The 15,977-nt window shown below is 63.2% G+C and carries 13 protein-coding genes; 11 read left to right on the forward strand and 2 right to left on the reverse strand.

All coding sequences use genetic code 11. The features are described from left to right. Window positions 1-23: 23 nt before the first annotated feature. The 11 genes from K340_RS0121470 (at window position 24) to K340_RS35400 (ending at window position 13,599) form a co-directional block, all read left to right on the forward strand. Entirely contained in the window at window positions 24-1,166 is a 1,143-nt protein-coding gene (locus K340_RS0121470) for a glycosyltransferase family 4 protein (protein ID WP_029138205.1), read from the forward strand. Window positions 1,167-1,192: 26 nt separating this feature from the next. Beyond that, on the forward strand, window positions 1,193-2,089 hold the full coding sequence (locus K340_RS32245) for a glycosyltransferase family 2 protein (RefSeq protein ID WP_037366116.1): 897 nt from the start codon (window positions 1,193-1,195) through the stop codon (window positions 2,087-2,089). Beyond that, window positions 2,089-2,958 carry a glucose-1-phosphate thymidylyltransferase RfbA gene (gene rfbA, locus K340_RS0121480; RefSeq protein ID WP_029138206.1) on the forward strand — a complete coding sequence of 290 codons (870 nt, stop codon included), beginning with the start codon at window positions 2,089-2,091 and terminating at the stop codon, window positions 2,956-2,958. The genes K340_RS32245 and rfbA overlap by 1 nt, the downstream gene beginning before the upstream one ends. Then, window positions 2,955-5,063, forward strand: coding sequence for an ArnT family glycosyltransferase (locus K340_RS0121485; protein WP_029138207.1), 2,109 nt, complete (start codon window positions 2,955-2,957; stop codon window positions 5,061-5,063). The genes rfbA and K340_RS0121485 overlap by 4 nt, the downstream gene beginning before the upstream one ends. Before the next feature lie 264 nt (window positions 5,064-5,327). Beyond that, on the forward strand, window positions 5,328-7,283 hold the full coding sequence (locus K340_RS0121490; protein ID WP_029138208.1) for a hypothetical protein: 1,956 nt from the start codon (window positions 5,328-5,330) through the stop codon (window positions 7,281-7,283). Window positions 7,284-7,395: 112 nt separating this feature from the next. Then, a complete protein-coding gene (locus tag K340_RS0121495) occupies window positions 7,396-8,469 on the forward strand; it encodes a DUF4214 domain-containing protein (protein WP_084614734.1) in 1,074 nt (357 codons plus the stop codon). Next, entirely contained in the window at window positions 8,402-9,085 is a 684-nt protein-coding gene (locus K340_RS0121500; protein WP_084614835.1) for an acetyltransferase, read from the forward strand. Before K340_RS0121495 ends, K340_RS0121500 begins: the two co-directional genes overlap by 68 nt. Continuing rightward, window positions 9,082-10,209 (forward strand): DegT/DnrJ/EryC1/StrS family aminotransferase, encoded by a 1,128-nt coding sequence (locus K340_RS0121505; RefSeq protein WP_029138211.1) that lies wholly within the window; start codon window positions 9,082-9,084, stop codon window positions 10,207-10,209. The genes K340_RS0121500 and K340_RS0121505 overlap by 4 nt, the downstream gene beginning before the upstream one ends. Next, on the forward strand, window positions 10,206-11,240 hold the full coding sequence (locus K340_RS0121510) for a glycosyltransferase family 4 protein (protein ID WP_029138212.1): 1,035 nt from the start codon (window positions 10,206-10,208) through the stop codon (window positions 11,238-11,240). The genes K340_RS0121505 and K340_RS0121510 overlap by 4 nt, the downstream gene beginning before the upstream one ends. After that, window positions 11,237-12,274 carry a glycosyltransferase family 4 protein gene (locus tag K340_RS0121515; RefSeq protein ID WP_029138213.1) on the forward strand — a complete coding sequence of 346 codons (1,038 nt, stop codon included), beginning with the start codon at window positions 11,237-11,239 and terminating at the stop codon, window positions 12,272-12,274. Before K340_RS0121510 ends, K340_RS0121515 begins: the two co-directional genes overlap by 4 nt. Beyond that, on the forward strand, window positions 12,271-13,599 hold the full coding sequence (locus K340_RS35400; protein WP_084614735.1) for a glycosyltransferase: 1,329 nt from the start codon (window positions 12,271-12,273) through the stop codon (window positions 13,597-13,599). Before K340_RS0121515 ends, K340_RS35400 begins: the two co-directional genes overlap by 4 nt. An 18-nt stretch (window positions 13,600-13,617) precedes the next feature. Here K340_RS35400 and K340_RS35405 read toward each other — a convergent pair whose 3' ends face one another. Next, window positions 13,618-14,757 carry an FkbM family methyltransferase gene (locus K340_RS35405; RefSeq protein ID WP_084614736.1) on the reverse strand — a complete coding sequence of 380 codons (1,140 nt, stop codon included), beginning with the start codon at window positions 14,755-14,757 and terminating at the stop codon, window positions 13,618-13,620. Further along, a complete protein-coding gene (locus tag K340_RS32250; protein ID WP_051267148.1) occupies window positions 14,754-15,977 on the reverse strand; it encodes an ABC transporter ATP-binding protein in 1,224 nt (407 codons plus the stop codon). The genes K340_RS35405 and K340_RS32250 overlap by 4 nt, the downstream gene beginning before the upstream one ends.

Below are 15,977 nucleotides of genomic sequence, written 5' to 3' on the forward strand. Positions count from 1 at the left end.
GAGAGAGAGTGAGAGAGCAACGAATGCCGTCCCCGAAGGTGCTCCTGGACGCGACGGCGGTGCCCGCCGCGCGCGGCGGCGTCGGACGGTACGTCGACGAACTCGCGGCAGCGCTCGACGGCGGGGGCGGTCTGTCGATCGCCTGCCAGCAGCGGGACGCCGACACCTTCTCCACCCGGGCACCCCAGGCCCGGGTGGTGGCACTGTCCGGGCGGCTCGCGTCCCGGCCGGCCCGGCTCGGCTGGGAGCAGACCGGGCTGCCCATGCTCGCCCGCCGGCTGAAGGTCGACGTCGTGCACTCGCCGCACTACACGATGCCGATGGCATCGCCGGTTCCGGTCGTCGTCACGCTGCACGACGCCACCTTCTTCTCCGACCGGGAGCTGCACCTGGGCGTCAAGGGTCGGTTCTTCCGCGGCTGGACGAAGTACTCGCTGCGGCACGCGGCCGTCTGCGTGGTGGACAGCGCCGCGACCGGTGACGAGCTCGTCCGACTGGCATCGGCTGATCCCGCCAAGCTGCAGGTCGGCCACCTGGGGGTGGACCGGGACCGGTTCGCCGTCCCCGATGCCGGACAGGTGCGGGCCGCGCGCGATCACCTCGGGATCGGTGACCGAAAGTACCTGGCGTTCCTGGCGACTCACGAACCGCGGAAGAACATTCCGGCGCTGGTGGCCGGTTTCGTCCGCGCTGCGGGCGCACTCGCAGATCCACCCGTGCTGGTGCTGGCCGGAGCGCCGGGGTGGGATCGGACTATCGATGACGCGGTCGCCGGCGTTCCCGACCGGCTCACCGTGCTGCGACCGGGATACCTGCCGGTGGAGTTGCTCGCGGGCTATCTCGGCGGAGCAGAGATCGTCACCTACCCGAGTCTCGGGGAGGGTTTCGGTCTACCGGTGCTGGAGGGAATGGCTTGCGGTGCAGCGGTTCTCACCACCCGACGGCTGTCGCTACCCGAGGTCGGCGGCGACGCCGTCGCCTACTGCGAACCCGATGAGGCCGATATTGCCCGGGCCATCACGGACCTGCTGGATCGGCCGGAGCTGCGCGCCGAGCTCGGTCGGCGCGGGGTGCAGCGCGCCGCGCTGTTCAGCTGGCAGGCGTGCGCCGAGGCCTGCCGAGAGGCCTATCAGCGGGCCGTGGCGACCAGCGGTGCGGCGCGATGACGGACTCTGCGAAGACGGACTCTGGGATGACGGGCACTGTCGGCATCGTTGTGGTGACCTTCTCGCCCGGCGATGCGCTGAACTCGTTCCTGGACTCGGTGCCGGCGGCGACCAGTCGGCCGACCCGAATTATCATGGCGGACAACGGATCCACCGATGGATCGGTAGAGGCAGCGGCCGCGGCCGGCCGCGCCGAACTCCTGCGAACGGGCGGGAACCTCGGCTACGGATCCGCGGCGAACCGTGGCGTCGCCGCGCTGCCCGCCGAGATCGAGTACGTGATGGTGGCGAACCCGGATGTCGTCCTCGGCGCCGGCAGTGTCGACACCCTGCTCGCGGCAGCCAGGGACAACCCGCGCGCGGGAGCACTCGGCCCGGCGATCAGGACTCCCGACGGCGCGCTGTACCCCTCCGCCAGGCGGCTGCCCACCCTGTCCGCCGGGGCCGGCCACGCCGTCCTTGGCTGGCTCTGGCCACGCAACCCGTGGACCCGCGCCTACCGGGCGGAAGACGAAAAGGTCGGTCGCCGGACCGCGGGCTGGCTGTCCGGCTCATGTCTGTTGCTGCGCCGTGCGGCGTTCGACGACGTCGGCGGCTTCGACGAGCGCTACTTCATGTACTTCGAAGACATCGATCTGGCCGATCGGCTGATGAAGGCCGGCTGGCAGAATCTGTACGTTCCGGACGCCGAGGTCGAGCACATCGGCGGGCACGCCACCGAGCGCACTCCTGGTCGGATGCTCGACGAGCACCATCGCAGCGCCTATCGGTATCTGGCAGATCGCCGGCCGGCGCGCTGGCAGGCGCCGATCCGCTGGGGCCTGAAGGGTGCGTTGACCGCTCGGGCCGCGGTGGCGCGACGTAGCCGTAAGGTCGCGGCCGGAGCGGCCATCGACGGTTCCATCAACAAGGGAGAGAACTGATGAAGGGCATCGTGTTGGCGGGCGGACGAGGATCACGGCTGTGGCCCGCCACCCTGGGAGTGTCCAAACAGATGCTCCCGGTCTACGACAAGCCGATGATCTACTACCCGCTGTCGGTGTTGATGCTGGCCGGCATCAGGGACATCCTGGTGATCACCACACCCGAGGACAACGACAGCTTCCGGCGGATGCTGGGGGACGGCGCGGCCTGGGGCGTCAACCTGAGCTACGTGGTGCAGGCCGAACCGGCAGGTATCGCCCAGGCGTTCCTGATCGGCGCCGACCACATCGGGGCAGACTCGGTAGCGCTGGTGTTGGGGGACAACATCTTTCACGGCTATGGGCTGACGGCCAAGCTTGCCGAGTCGCAGCAGCGGTTGGATGGGTGCGTGCTGTTCGGGTACCCGGTGTCCGATCCCGAACGCTACGGCGTCGGGCTCGCCGATGAACGCGGCAAGCTGTTGTCGATCGAGGAGAAGCCGGCGCAGCCGAGGAGCAACCGCGCCATCACCGGGCTGTACATGTACACACCCGATGTGGTCGAGCTCGCCGGCGGCCTGCGACCGTCGCCCCGGGGCGAGCTGGAGATCACCGACCTGAACAACATCTACGTGCAGCAGGGCCGCGCGCTGCTGCAGGACCTCGGTCGTGGTTACGCCTGGCTCGACACCGGCACGCACGACGCACTGCAGGCAGCCGGACAGTACGTCCAGGTGATGCAGCACCGGCAGGGCGTTCGGATCGCCTGCCTGGAGGAGATCGCTCTGGCGCACGGGTGGATCACCCCGGAGCAATGTGCGCGGCGAGGTAGGGAACTCGGTTCCAGCGACTACGGTCGCTACGTGCTGGACCTGGTGGAGAACGCGTGAGCGCCATCACCGTGCGTACCGAGCCCGACTCCTCACCGACGGCCGCCGATCGGTTGAACCGCTTCGTGATCGCCGCTCCCGACCGGATCGTCTTCGCGTTCCTCGCCGCGTGCCTGCCGATCGGTGCCGCGGTGGCGTTCCGGGTGTTCCACCCGGCTCTGGTGATTCCGGCCGCGCTGATCGCCATCGTGGTTTTTTGGCACTGGACACCCTCCCGCTACCTGGACAGTGACGGTCCGTTTCCTGGATCCGCGGCCGGAACTGCGGGCGGGAAACGGGTTCGACGGGCCGCTGCCGGGGCGGTGATCGCCGGCATCCTGGTCCTCTTCTGGATGTGGATCAACCGCACGTACACCGCGGAATATGTGGTGCTGCAACGGGACCCGGGCATCTACACGCTCCGGGCGATGTGGCTGCAACACCACGCGTCGCCGCTCATCGACGTCAGCCAGGCACAGGCCGCGGTCGCCGGTGTTCCGGGCGCGATCGCGGACTCACTCGGGTTCCCGACCGTCGGGACCAACGTCGAGCCCCAGTCGAACGGCTTGGTTCCCGGGTTGCTCGGCGCGGCCGGGTGGGTCGGTGGCCTGACGGCGATCCTCAAGGGCGACCTGGTGATCGGCGGCATCGCGCTGCTGGCGGTCTATGGCTTCGCCCGTAGGTTGCTCGGCCCGCTCTGGGCATTGGTACCTATGGCGGCGCTGGCCGCCTCGATGCCGTTCGTGTCCGTGAGTCGCTCGCCCTACAGCGAGCCCACCGCGCTACTGGCAACCTTCGGTGCGCTGACCCTGCTGTGGACCGCGTGGGAGTCGGGCAAGTGGTCTCGGTTCTTCGTTGCCGGCCTGCTGTTCGGAGTCTCCTCTCTCGCCCGGATCGATGGGGGCGCGACCGTGATCGGCATCCTGGGTGGCTTCGCCCTCGTTACCGCGTTCGCCCGGAGTTCCGCGGTGCGGCGGTCGACGGCGCTCTACGCGACGGCGTTCTTCGTCGGGTCCGCGCTGATGATCGGGCTGTCCATCATCGACGGCGTTCGAAACTCGTTCCCCTATTTCAAAGCGTCGTCCGACGAGACCATCCCGTTGAACATCCTGGCGGTCGTCGCCTGGTTGATCGTGGTGGCCCTTGCCTTCATCCCTCTCGGAAGGCTTCGCGATCGGATCGCCGGGTCCAAATCCTTCGCCCGGGTGTTCGGCGCGGTCTCGCTGGCCATCGGCCTGGTGCTGATCCTCCGGCCGTTGTTCTGGACCGGGTTCTGGAGGCGGGGAACCGCCACCGAACACGTGACCGACGGCATGCAGGCCGCGGCCGGCATGCCGGTGGAACCGGGCCGCACCTACGACGAGAGCACGGTGAACTGGCTCGCGATGTATCAGGGCTGGCTGGTGGTGGTGCTGGCCGGTGTCGGCGCGGCATTGCTGGCGGTGCGGGTGATCCGCCGCCGGGACCCGCGGCTGGTCCTGTTCGTGATGGCGATCGCGGCGGTGTCGCTGTTGTACCTGAACAAGGTGTCGATCTTCCCGGACCAGATCTGGGCGATGCGTCGATTCGTGCCCGTGGTGATACCGGGGCTGCTGATCGCGGCAACCTGGACGGCGCGCGAGATCGCTCGGAAGGTGCCGGCGATCTCCTGGGCCGGTGTGGGCCTGGGCGTGGCCGTGGTCGGGATGTCGGTGGCGACCTGGACCTCGGTCTGGACCGTGGCGAACGCCGCCGGTCAGGTCGACGAGATGAACCGGTCCTGTGCAGCAGTCGGCGATCGTCCGGTCGTACTTGCCGGTAAGCGATCGGGGTCCGCCTGGTTCGAAATGACCTTCACGATCGGCTGTGGAGTTCCGACCGTCGGCTACGTTGACGCCACTCAGGAGGGACTGGCGAAGATCAGGGCCAACTACGGCAGAGACGTTGCTGTTGTCGTCTTCGACCCGAAGGCGGTCACCTGGAAGGGCGGCACCGTGCCAAAGCCCTACCAGACCACAACCCTCCACAGTTGGGAACAACCACTGCAACGCGTTCCCGATCAGGGTCGCTCGGCGGAGCGGCAGATGTGGATCGGGACCGTCGACCCCAACGGGATCGTGACCGCCCTGCCGCCGGCGCAGAAGTGACGGTGGCCCAGTTTGAGCGATCCGAAGAGTGCCGGCTTTCCGGAGCCTCCGAGGCTCACGGACGCAGGACAACGTGGACGGCATCGTACAGGGGCCTCTGGAATCTGTGGGCAAACATTGAACCGGCCGCCCGGTCCGGTGCTCCGCTGATGAAGCGGTCAAACAACTGCCGCAAGTTGCCGCTTCGACGTGACCAGCACGCTGACGGATCGATGTTTCGATCTGTCCGGATGCTAGGCGTGATGTGAGGAAAGGAGTCTGCAAATGGTGAATTCCAATACCGAGCGGGCTGACGACGCTGCCGTATCGCGGACGTTCTCCTCGGCGAGTGACGCCATCCCGGCCTCGAATGCGGCGGACAGCGGGCCTGCAGTGCTTGACGAGCGGACTCCGAGCGACGAGGCCCTACAAGGTGACGATCCGGTCACTGGCAAGCGCGGGCCGACTTGGCGACACCGCCTGATCGTGCTCGGCTGGACCGTACCGCCGTTGACGATGGTGTTGGCGCTGACCGGATTCTTCCCGCGTTTGTCGCCGCCGGCGCTGGCCTGGTTCCTCGGCGCCGGGAATATCGAGTGCACCGCGAACAGCGGATTCGACGCATTTGCCAACTGGTGCTCGCAGGTTGGCGAGCCACTCGGCTCCCCGCTGCTCTCCGGCCTGCCAGAAACCTATATAGGCGCATGGCTGAGCTATCTGCCATGGGTGGACGCATGGCAGGCCTACCGGCTAATGAGCGCGATCTGCATCGTGGTCGGATTCGCTGGCGCCTTTTCCCTGCTTCGCCGGTGGGGAGCCCCTATCTGGATCGGATCGCTCGGCGCCTACGTTTACCTTTCGTCGCCGACGGTGCTGATGTTGAACGGATACACGTTCACATTCACAGGGTATGTACTACTGCCGGCGGCGCTGTGGCTGGCACTCAAGTCCTTCGACATGTTCGCCGCCGACCGCAGGTGGACTGCCGTTACCATCGCGGCAATGACCTCTTGGGTAATGGTCTTCACCGACGGGTATTCGTTCATTGGCGGTGCGGTGGCGATCGCATGCCTCGGGATCGGATGGCTGTTGTCTGCTGGCCCGACACGGTCCCAGAAACTGTGGGGAGCCGGGTCGTGGATCGTCGGGCTGCTCTCGGGGACTGTTGCCTATCTGGCGTACATCCCCAGCGGCAGTTCTCATCCTTCGGTCGGCATCGGTGCGTTCCGGTTCTACGGGCTCGATTTACTCACGCTCGTCGTGCCGTCGCCGGCGAACTGGTGGTCGCGCGACATGCCGTGGAAGGCAATCCTACAGAAACTGTGGGGGGTGCCGGACAATCAGCTCGGCAATTATATCGGGATTGTCACCGCTGGACTGATCGTGGTGGCTGTGGTGATGGGTGCGATGCGTCGCTCGACCTGGCGTGGGCGGGAACTATTGGCGCTGAGTATCGCCGGACTATTGGCGTTGTTACTGGCGCTAGGACCTGCTCTGAAGGTGGCGAATTTCCCGTCGGGAACCGTTGTCGGCAGCAACATGCCGGCCGACCAGGCGGTGCTCTCGCTGCCGACAGCGTGGCTGTACGAGCATGTTCCTGGCTTCATGGATATGCGGGCTACTTATCGGACCTTTACTGTCACTCGGCTGGCATTGGTGCTGATCGCCTGTGTCGGGCTGGTAATGGTCTGGCGATCCCGACGGTGGCGGTTGCTGGCACCAGTTTTGGCCGTTCTATTATTGGTCGATTCATCCAGCGCCATTTCCTATCAACTGCGGGATAGGGCGGCCGCGCATGATCACGTTGAGTTCATCAGGGACGTGTTCGAGCCTAATCTGCGCACCATGATCCAACCGGGCGAGCGTGCACTGATCCTGCCGTCCACCAACGACTTCCTGGCCACTGCCATCGTCCCGTTCACTGGTGGGCAGTCGTACAACGTCGGCGTTGACAAGAACCACGAACTCAGCCGAGGCGAGTGGCCTGAAAGCGTGTCCGATGCGATTGCCGCCTATGGGAAGCCGACCTTCCCGGACGCGGCCTGCCGATTGCTGAACACCGATGCAGATGTCGTTGTCCTCACCTATGTCTCGCTGTTCAAGGGCGGCATCACCACGGCGGAGGGTCCGATAGTCGAACCGAAACTTCGCGCGCGAGCCCAGCAGATCGCCACCGATGGACGGTTCGAGGCCACCGAGACCAGCACCGGGATAGCTCTGCGGAAAGGACCTGGATGTTGAGCATCGATCACCCGAGTGCCGGCCGGACTATGGCCATCAGGAATGGTAGGGTTCGACCCCGGCTGGTCAGCGCACAGGTCGACGTTGCCAGCGACCAGTGACGGAGGGGTGCATGTCCCAAAGCTCAAAGGTCGGCGCCATGAGGACCGGCGGAGACGGCCGCAGCAGCGGTGCGACCGCATCGGTTGCAGGCAACCGTGTCCGCCCGATGCAGCCCGATCATGGGCGAGAGTATTTCTCCGCCGCAGCCTTCAGCAAGTTGGTCAAGGCGAGCATGGTCGGCAACGGGACGCACCTGCTCAGCCGTTCGGCGCCGGACGCTCTGGAGGTTGGTCGGCTGGACCGTGCTCCGGAAATCGAGGATGCCTGGGTCTATGGCCTGTACGTGACGATCCTGAACCGCGTACCGGACGCGGCAGGTCTGCGGTTGAACGTGCAGCGGTTGCGGGACGGTGATTCGCCGTCGACCGTTTCGGCTGGACTGCTTGGCTCCGACGAGGCAGTCCACCTAGGTGCGAACGTTCCGGACGATCTCAACGATGTATTCGTGACGGGCGTCTACCTGACCGCGCTCGGCAGGTTGCCGGACTCTGAGGGGATGCTGGCTAACCGGCAGGCGCTGGCCGCTGGGGCCATCACCCACCGCGACCTGCTTGACGGCATTCTCGCTTCCCAGGAAGCGGCCGCAGCCCTGCGATTCCCGCCTCGCACCGACCAGCTACAGGCCAGCCGACCCGAGCCTGCCCCCATTGTCGACGAATCGGATAGCCCTTTGGCAGCAGACATCGAGCCCGAGGCAGTCGTGGGCCTGCCAACGAGAACGCTGGTGCGAGACGTGCTGCGTCGGCGCCGGCGGTTCCGGTCGGCAGTGCGCGAGATCTTTACCGCATCGGCCCGCACCAGGCAGGTCACTGTCGAGATGGCGCACCAGATGAAGTCGCTGGCGGTCGATCGCCGCGCGAGCGAGGAGTCCGGAAATATGCGGCTGCGGGACGATCTAGCTGTCCTGCATGGCGAGCTGATCAAGAGCCGGGATTGGCAATGGCGCGTCGACTGCGGCGTTATGGATCAGCTGGACAGGATGGCGATCACGCTGCGGGGGATCGAAGACCGTGTCGATGTTCTCGAACACCGCCTCGAAGAGCAGTCGCAGAAGGTCCGACCAAGGTCACCCGGCAGTGACTGAAGCGATCGTCCTGGGAACCGGGGGCCATGCCCGGAGTTGTCTCGATGTGCTGGCGACCACCAACTTCGTCGTCCGAGGATGTGTAGGTGACCCGCCCGGCGGACCGCTCCAGGCGGACTACCTCGGTGACGATGACCTGCTGCCCGCCTTGTTGGCTTCCGGAACGACGGCGGCGTTCGTCGCGGTGGGCGACAACCGGGTCCGGCAGCGGTTGACCGGACAACTGCATGCGTTGGGTTTCGGTACTCCGGCCGCCGTGTCGGGGCGGGCGATCGTGTCGCCGACTGCACGGATCGAAGCCGGCACGTTTGTCATGCACGGGGCCACGGTCGGCCCGTACTCAGTGGTCGGAGCTGGCGCGATCATCAACACCAACGCCTCCATCGATCACGACTGCACGGTCGGTGCCTTCGCTCACTTGGGCCCAGGCTCCACGTTGGCCGGGACTGTCGAAATCGGCCAAGGCGCGTTTCTCGGGGTCGGGACGTCGGTGATCCCGGAGACGATCGTCGGGGCGTGGTGCACGGTAGGTGCGGGTTCGACGGTGATAGGCAATGTCCCTGAAGGAACCACCGTGGTAGGGGTGCCTGCCCGGCCGATAAGGAGGAAGTCGTGAACGATCGGCGGATGATTCAGATTGCCGCTCCCGAGCTGAGCGGCAACGAGTCCAAGTACGTGCAGGAGTGTCTCGACACCACCTGGATCTCGTCAGCGGGCCGGTTCGTGAAGGACTTCGAGGCCGCCTTCGCCGCCTTCTGCGGCGCCGACCACGCAGTGGTCACCAACAACGGGACGACCGCGCTGCACCTGGCACTGGCGGCCCTGGGTGTCGGTCCCGGCGACGAGGTGATCGTGCCCACGCTCACCTATATCGCATCTGCCAACGCGGTGACCTACTGCGGTGCGACACCGGTGTTCGCCGACTCGGAGCCGATCGGGATGACCCTTGACCCGGCCGATGTTCAGCGCAAGATCACCCCGCGCACCAAAGCAGTGATGCCGGTACACCTGTACGGCAATGTCGCAGACATGGACTCCATCAACGCGATCGCTGCCGAGGCGGAGATCGCCGTTGTCGAGGACGCAGCCGAGGCCCACGGTGCGCGTGGCCGCGCCGGCGCCGTCGGCACACTCGGCGACTGTGCGTCGTTCAGTTTCTTCGGTAACAAGATCATCACCACCGGCGAGGGTGGGGCGGTCACCACCAACGACGCCGCGCTGGCAGACCGGCTCCGGCTGCTGCGCGGCCAGGGGATGGATCCGCAGCGCCGCTACTGGTTCCCGGTAGTCGGCTACAACTATCGGATGACGAACATCGCGGCCGCGATCGGGCTTGCCCAGCTTGAGGACATCGACCGTAAGATTGCCCGGCGCCGCGAGCTCGCGGCGGCCTACGATCGCCTGCTGGCCGACCAGCCAGGCATCCGGATTCCGGTCGCACCACCGTGGAGCGAATCAGTGAACTGGCTGTACACCGTGCACCTGGACGTCGATTCGGACGGCCAACGGGACCGGGTCATCGCCGCGATGGCGGCGGATCGAATCGAGACACGGCCGGTGTTCTACCCGATGCACCAGATGCCGCCGTACAGCGAGCCGGAGGCCAACTATCCCGTCGCTGATAGGCTCGCGGCTACCGGAATATCGCTGCCGACACACACGCAGCTGCGGGATACAGATATAGAGCGGATTTGCGAACGTGTCGTATTCCATATGACCAGTTCGAGGTACGAGCGGTGAAGGTGATCATAGCGACCAGTATTACGCCTTTTGTCTTTGGTGGCGCAACCTTGATAGTTGACTGGCTGGTGGAGGCGCTTGAAAACCGCGGGCACGAGGTTGAAACCTACCGGATACCGGTTCACGGCGATGCCGCCAGTCTTCCCGCCCAGCTTGTAGGCCTGCGGCAGTGGGATTTCACCGGTCATGGTGACCGGTTGATAGCCATTCGAACGCCGAGTCATCTTGTCCGGCACCACAGTAAGGTCGTCTGGTTTCTGCATCACCATCGTGCCGCCTATGACCTCTTCGACAGGTATCCTCAGGTCAAGGATGACGCCGATGGGAGAGAATTCCGGCGCATGTTGTTCGCGTCCGACGATGTTGCCCTTGGAGAATGCGAGGGCGTGTTCGTGAACTCGGCGGCAATGGCGGGCCGCCTCTCCGACTACAACGGCATCAACGGGGAAGTGCTGTACCCGCCGTTGGGCGAATCGTTGACGTTTGACTCGGGGCCTTTTGAAGACACACTGGTCTATGTTTCAAGAGTCGTTGATCACAAGCGGCAACTGTTGGCGGTGCAGGCGGTCGCCGAGACGCGCAATCCGGTGAAGCTTGTACTTGCCGGGAGTGACGCTGGCAGCGGGTACGCGATGAAGATATTTGCAGAAATCGACCGGCTTGGCGTGGGCAACCGAGTTGCGTTCATGCATACAGTCATTTCGGAACGTACGAAGCGCAGTCTGTTGACCGACGCGCTCGGTGTGGTGTACATCCCATTGAGGGAGGACTCGTACGGCTTCGCTGGGCTTGAAGCCGTCGCGGCGGGAAAGCCGATTGTGACTACAGCCGACAGCGGTGGTGTGTTGGAGCTTGTAAAGGACGGTGTCAACGGAATCGTCTGCGCACCAACGTCAGTAGAGTTGGCTGCTGCGTTCGACAGGCTCTATGAGGATCGCGCGCTGGCGCAGGACTTGGGCGCCGCTCAACGACAGAGAGTCGAAGCGCTGAACATTTCGTGGGACCACGTCATTGAAAGGTTGCTAGCATGAAGTTGGCCGTTCTCAATGCATCAGTCCCGTTCCTCCGCGGCGGCGCTGAGTACCTGGCCGACAGCCTGGTCGCTCAACTTGTGATGCGCGGCCACGAGGTGGAGCATGTGAAAATTCCGATGCGTTGGGCCTCGCCTCTCGATGTGGCGGAATCGATGTTCGCGGCCGCCTCCTTGGAAATCCCAGAAGCTGACATGGTCATCGCACTGAAGTTTCCGGCCTACCTTGTACCGCATCCAAACAAGGTCATTTGGCTGCTGCACCAGTTCCGGCAAGCCTACGACCTTTGGGGAACGGATTTGCAAGATATTCCCACAACCAGCGCTGGAAGGGCCCTACGCGCGTCGATTCGTAAGGCAGATGATCGCGCATTCGAGGAATCGAGGGCGATCTATTGCAACTCGACCGTGACGGCCGCGCGACTGTCGCACTTCAATGGGTTCGAGGCGCCTGTCTTGCTTGCTCCTCACAACGATGTCGCTTCGTTTAAGAGTGGTCCCTATGGCGATTACCTCCTCGCTATCGGCCGAGTCACGGCTGCTAAGCGTCAGCATCTCCTTGTCGAAGCAATGAGCGTGACTGCGTCCGCTCTTCGCTTAGTTGTAGCTGGCCAGCCAGAGACGCCGGCGGATCTTACCGTGCTTCAAGAACTGATTGATCGGTTCGATCTATCGGATAGAGTCGAACTGCTCCCTCGGTATATTACTGACATGGAGAAGGTCGACCTGATCAGCGGCGCAAGGGCAGTCGCTTATCTGCCTGTCGACGAAGATTCCTATGGGTACGTTACTGCCGAAGCGATGTATTCGGCAAAGCCGGTCTTGTCGGCGTCAGATTCAGGCGGGGTTCTAGAGTTGGTTCGTGACGGTGTGACTGGCCTGATTGCTGAACCCAATGCTGAGTCTCTGGCAGTCAAGATTGATTTGTTGTCCTCCGACATCGCCGGGGTCGAAAGGATGGGAATGGCGGCCCAGGCCGCGGTTCATGGCCTTGATCTCAGCTGGGACGCTACGATTGAGAGGCTGCTGGCATGAATATCGCCTGGTGTACCCCATTCAGTAGTCATAGCGCGATAGGTCGATTCAGTGCTTTGATCGTTGCCAGTATCCGGGAGCGACTTGGGTGGAACGTAGACCTGTACTTCGGGGAAGGCACTGGTGGCCGCACACAGCCGGACTCAGGAACGGCGCTGGGAGCAGATGCCGCTGTTCGGCTCGCCCGCTATGACCACATCATTTACAACATTGGGAATCACTACCGCAACCACGCGGATATCCTGTCCCTGACCGCTAGCGTTCCTGGCATTGTGATATTACATGACGTATCGCTGATCCACCTGATGTTGCCCATCCTGTTATCGAATGGGCCAACCAATTTGAAGGCTGAGTTGGCAGCGTATTATGGCGCGGACGGCGAAGCGATGGCAGGAGAGATGCTGGCAGATCCGTCTAGTTGGGCGGACGATCCCGAAAATGTTCTGAAGTACCCGATGCTGGACGCTGCACTTGCGACGGCGACGGCGGTGATTACGCATTCTGATTTTGCCGCTGAAATTGTGCGACAAGACTACGCTGGGGATGTGTGGCGCTTCCCGCTGCCCGCCCTGCATTTTGGCGACGATGAGCTGATGGAGGATGGACTGGACTTCCTCGACGACCGCCTGTTGATGGTCCAAGCAGGAAGTTTGAATCCTAATAAGTGCATTGAAACCGTGATTGATGCTTACGACAAATCTGGGGTTGCGCAGCGGGCGCAGTTGGTGATTTGTGGGTTTGGGAGCTCGGCACGCGTACGGGAGTTGAGGCGCGACGTACGTAGGCGCGGTCTCGATGAGAGTATTCGAGTCCTCGGGCAGGTGTCTGACCGAACGCTGCACGCCCTGCGGCGGCGCGCCGATATCGCCACTGTATTGCGTGATCCTTCTACTGAGGCGTCGAGCGCAGTCGTGCTTGACAGTATGGCCTACGGACTTGCTGTCATCACTGTAAATAGTGGGCACTATGCAGAGCTGCCCGCGGACTCCGTTGCGCGCGTGGAGGTTCCGATACGAGTTGATGAGGTTGGGATGAGGCTGGTTGACCTCGTCGGCGATCTGACCGCGATGCGCGCAATGGGGGAGCGCGCCAAACAATACATTTCTCGCGAACATACTGCAGACCGCTATGCTGATGACTTAGCAGGAATGATCGAGGAAGTCGGTGCGTTTGGTCGGCGAAAAGATCTTGCCACTCGATTAGCTGCGACTCTCACAAGGGTCGGACTCGGAGGCGAGGACGAGATCGTTGACGTTGTAGCTCGATCTGCTCACGAGATCCTATCGCCGAGACCTAATCGGGCGGAGGTTATCTACCATGATTAGTCGAGCTGGTGTCTGGGGTTACTGACTCCAGCGGCTTAAAGCCCGCCGGAGCACACGTAGCGGTTTGGTTACCTTCCAAGAGAGAGTTTCATGGGTTGCTTGAAGCTCTATTTGAAGCCTGTTCGCGTGGGATTGGAGACGATGTAGTTCGATGGATGCAGCAGCTGCACTGTTGGCTGCGGCAGCTTTGGCTGCCTCCGCATCTTTCTTCCACCTGTCTGCGGCCTGGTGTGAGGTGCGCTCACGTATACGGACTTCCGAAAGCTGCGCGCCTAGGTTTCGCAGATCTTCTTCGACCTGATTGAGCCGTCGCGCAAGTCGGTCTCGGTCGGCGGTCAGTTGGTCACGTTCCGCAACATGGTTGATGCGGTCTTGTAAAAGAGAGGTTTGGTCGTCGGTCAGCCGTTGGACTTCACCGTTGAGTCGGGTTATCTCACGCCTTGCGTTGATCGTCTTTGCAAGCTCATAGTTGTCGAGCACGTTCGCTGGGATAGTCACTTTATCGTGCAGCTCATCCCAGTGTTCGCCTGCGATGTAGAACCTCGAAAGTCCGTCGAACAGTCCGAATCGGTAGTCCGCTGCAAACAGTGGCGGTTCCCATTGTTCGTGAGAGGGGTTGGTCGTGTCTGGCTCGAGGGCTTCCGCGACGATGATCCAAGGTCGCCACCGGTCGAGATCGATGCTCTTCAGCACCTCGCCCTCGGCACCCTCGACATCGACCGACATGAAATGGATGTCCGCGTGATCCCACCCCGCCTCCTCGAGCAGGTCGTCGAGCCGTCGCGTCGGAACTTCTATACGTTGGGCCTTGCCACGCCCGGTGGCTTCGTGACTCTTTGAGAGCGGTTCGCTGAGAGTCGACAGGCCGGTTTCTGGAATCTGGTAGAACACGACTGTGCCAGTTGGTTCGGCCGTTACTGCGACTTCGAACAGCAGATCCTCGGGGCGTTGTTCACGATGACGTTCGGCGTAGGCGTGGACCGGCTCCACGGTGATGCCACGCCAACCCGTGTCGTAGAAGGCTCTGGTGACTGAATCGATCTCTGGATCGTTCGCGCCGATATCGATGTACCGGCCCTTGGTTATCCCGCCAAGGGCACGATGCAGAACGACGTCCTCACGGTTTTGAGCGTAGGAGACGAAGGGACCGTTGGTCATCGTTCAACGGTAGCTGAGGTGTCTTCGTGCTCGAGCAACGTCGCCCGGACGTCGATGAATCCGAAACTGTGGCCCAGGGTCTCCACGCTGAGAGGCGCGCCATTTGCGTACCGGTGGATTTCTGTCCCGTTCGTCCGGTAGATCGTTCCCGTGATGTCGTACTGACCTTCGTTGAGCGCCAGGTGTGGAAGCCGAAAGGTGAACGAACGGCTGCCCGAGATCTCCGGGATGGCAAGCTGCATCATTTTCGTACTCGTGGCGTAGACAGTTTGACCGAGGGAGTTGTCGATCCCGACGCCGATGAGGGGATGGTCCAGCGTGCCGTCCGCGGTGATATCGAGGTGCACATCGACATCGCCTCCGGTGGTGATGGCATCCAGCGGTCGGCCCAGATGGTCGGTGATGCGGACCGCCGTCACTCTTGCGGCGGTCTGGGGTTCGAGGGAATCGTGTTGTTCCCGAGAGATGTCCTCCCGTCTCATCTCCTCGAAGTCCGAGCGCAGATGCCGGAGTGCGTCGATCGGATCGCCGTCGACCTCGACATTGCCGTGGTCGAGAACGATGGCCCGGTCACAGAGGTCGGCCACCTGATCCATCGAGTGGGTCACGACGATGATTGTCCGACCCTCGCTCTGGAACTCGCGGATCCGGTCCATGCACTTGCGCTGGAAGGGTTCGTCACCGACGCTGAGTACCTCGTCCACCAGCAACACGTCCGGATCCACGTGAACCGCTACGGCGAAGGCCAGCCGGACGTACATGCCGGACGAGTAGAACTTGACCTGGGTGTCGATGAACGGCTCGATGCCGGAAAAGTCGACGATGGCGTCGAAGTACTTGTTCGTTTGCTTTGTCGTCAGGCCCAGGATTGATGCGTTGAGGTAGACGTTCTCGCGGCCGGTGAGGTCAGGATGAAATCCTGCTCCCAACTCCAGGAGAGCCGCGATCCTGCCCCGGTGCTCGACGGTTCCGGATGTGGGGTGAAGGATGCCACCGATCAGCTTGAGTAGCGTCGATTTGCCCGACCCGTTCGCACCGATCAATCCGACCGTCGAACCTGCGCCAATTTCGACGTTGACGTTCCGGAGTGCCCAGAAATCTTCCTTGTGCCTGTTCGAGCGCCCGAAGTTCACCAGCCGCTCTTTGAGTGACTTCTCCTTACGGATGACGAAGCGCTTCGACACGTCCTGGACACGAACGACGGTAGGTGATCCGGTCAT

The organism is Nakamurella lactea DSM 19367, from assembly GCF_000426645.1.
In the GTDB taxonomy this organism is placed as follows: domain Bacteria; phylum Actinomycetota; class Actinomycetes; order Mycobacteriales; family Nakamurellaceae; genus Nakamurella; species Nakamurella lactea.